The 2,399-nt window shown below is 37.6% G+C and carries 1 protein-coding gene and 1 pseudogene; both read left to right on the top strand.

The features are described 5' to 3' along the window. Positions 1 to 71 precede the first annotated feature (71 nt). Positions 72 to 998 (top strand): annotated as a pseudogene (gene repM / locus FTU45_RS15225) (replication initiation protein RepM); the annotation flags it as partial. Positions 999 to 1,538: 540 nt separating this feature from the next. Further along, positions 1,539 to 1,718 carry a hypothetical protein gene (locus FTU45_RS15220; RefSeq protein ID WP_180076691.1) on the top strand — a complete coding sequence of 60 codons (180 nt, stop codon included), beginning with the start codon at positions 1,539 to 1,541 and terminating at the stop codon, positions 1,716 to 1,718. The last annotated feature ends 681 nt before the right edge of the window (positions 1,719 to 2,399 follow it).

The following is a 2,399-nucleotide window of genomic DNA, read 5'->3' as shown; positions in this document are numbered from 1 at the left end:
TGTCGTCTTATTGACTGTCAGCAAGGATTCCCTTAGCATCAATAAGACGACATAATAAAATAAGACGCTATATGAAAGATTTAATTGTGAAAGATAACGCTTTAATTAATGCCAGCTACAATCTTGACCTAGTAGAACAACGGTTAATTCTTTTAGCAATCATTGAAGCCCGTGAAAGTGGCAAAGGTATTAATGCGAATGACCCTTTAACCATTCACGCAGAGAGCTATATCAACCACTTTGATGTATTGAAAAATGGTGCTTATCAAGCACTAAAGGAAGCATGTAAGGACTTGTTTGCTCGTCAATTTAGTTACCAAGAACAAAGAGGAAAAGGAATAGCTCATATTACCTCACGTTGGGTTTCTCAAATTGCATACATCGAAAAAACGGCATCTGTTGAGTTAATTTTTTCACCTGCAATTATCCCTTTAATAACTCGACTAGAAAAACAATTTACGAGCTATGAATTAGAACAAGTAAAAGGGCTTTCCACTGGCTACTCCATTAGGCTTTATGAACTTTTGATTGCTTGGCGTAGTAGTGGGAAAACACCAATTATTGAGCTAAGTGAGTTCAGAGAAAGATTGGGAGTATTAGAAAGTGAATATCACCGAATGCACGACTTTAAAAAGCGTGTTTTAGAGCCATCATTAAAGCAAATCAATGAAAATACGGATATTACTGTCAAAGAAGAACAGCACAAAAGAGGACGTAATATTATTGGTTTCTCATTCCGATTTAAACAGAAGGTACAACCCAAAAAACAACAAAAAATTGCCCCTAAACGAGATCCCGACACACCCGATTTCTTTATTGAAATGACCGATGCCCAACGGCATTTGTTCGCACACAAATTATCTGAACTGCCTGAAGTTGGTAGCGAATATGCAGAGATCGGAGAGTCAGCCGAAGACTTTACGAAACGCCTTGCAGACATGCTTTTAGAGCCAAAAAAATTCAGGATGTTTTACCCGCTACTGGAACAGCTCGGCTTTGGTTCTAAGAAAATCCAATCGGCACCAATCAAACAGGTCGATGAACCTAAGTTTATTGAATTGCAAAATATGCAAGTGAATAGCTTGTCATACCTCATGTCGAGAGATAAAAAATTCGCTCATTTAAAACTAGAAAATGAATCTCCAGATGACTTTGCACGAAGACTTCGCCCTATGCTAAAAGACCCAGAACAGCAAATTCAATTTTATGACTACGTGAATGCCAAAAAGTAGTAATTAATCCTCTGAAAAAGATTTCAAAACGCCCCAACTTTTGGGGCTTATTTTTATCTTTTTCAGAGGTCGTTTTTTTGTTTCTCGGAGAGAAACGCGTAAGCGTGCATTCCCTCCTGCTGTCGGAAAATGATAAATCCCCAAACCGCTAAAACTTGCCGATCGGCAACTTTTGAAATATCAGATTTTCACACATGGCGAAAAACCGCCTAGAATCGCATTTAAGCGCTCTTTTCTCAAAAACAGGGAAATCTAGCTAAACAGGGCTAAAAACGCCAATAAACGCAAAATAGGAGCATTTAGACCATGAAATTGAGTGATGCTGAAAAAAATAAGCGTTTGTCAGAGGTGTTTTTAAAGAAATCAGATCGAGAATATTACGATTTAGAAATCACTGAAAATCATCAAAAACTTTATGATCAGTACGTTTCAGGTGATTTAAACAAGCAAGATTTTGAAGAACAACTAAACAAATTGATCAAGTAGCCGAGCGAGTGTCTACGAGCGACTGAGCGTTATAAAAATTCGCCCCTGCCTTTTCCCTGATTACAAGCTCCCTGTTGCTTCATAACGAGATTTACAGAGCAAAGCGACTGTAGCCACTGGCTCCATGACGAGCGAAGCGAGCATAAAGCTTTATGAGCGAAGCGAATCCATTCTTGTTTTTAGCATCCTAGCCTGTCTTTGAAAAAACTGCCCCCAGGAATCGAGCGCAGCGAGATTCAATACAGTTTGAGCGTAGCGAAAACATAGGGCAGTTTTAAATGCCGTTTTTGATTTTTTTGGGCTTTTAATAATAAAAAAGCTTTTAAATGCTTTTAAGCAGTATGAAAGCATTGATATACGTGCGTTTCAGAGGACATAAGACGACACTTAGTGTGCTAAAAGACGACACTTAGTGTGCTAGAAATTCTCAATAAGACGACACTTAGTGTGCTTTGAAAGACAAAATTAAATATGTCGCTTTATTGACACTTACCTTGCAGAATTTAATTTCCATATGCCTACATTTAGTTTGCAAAATGCGACAAATTAAATTATGTCGTCTTATTGACTGTCAGCAAGGATTCCCTTAGCATCAATAAGACGACATAATAAAATAAGACGCTATATGAAAGATTTAATTGTGAAAGATAACGCTTTAATTAATGCCAGCTACAATCTTGA

Origin of the sequence: Acinetobacter sp. YH12106 (assembly GCF_013418995.1) — a bacterium.
Lineage (GTDB): Bacteria > Pseudomonadota > Gammaproteobacteria > Pseudomonadales > Moraxellaceae > Acinetobacter > Acinetobacter pseudolwoffii.
This window is presented reverse-complemented; position numbering and strand designations above follow the sequence as displayed.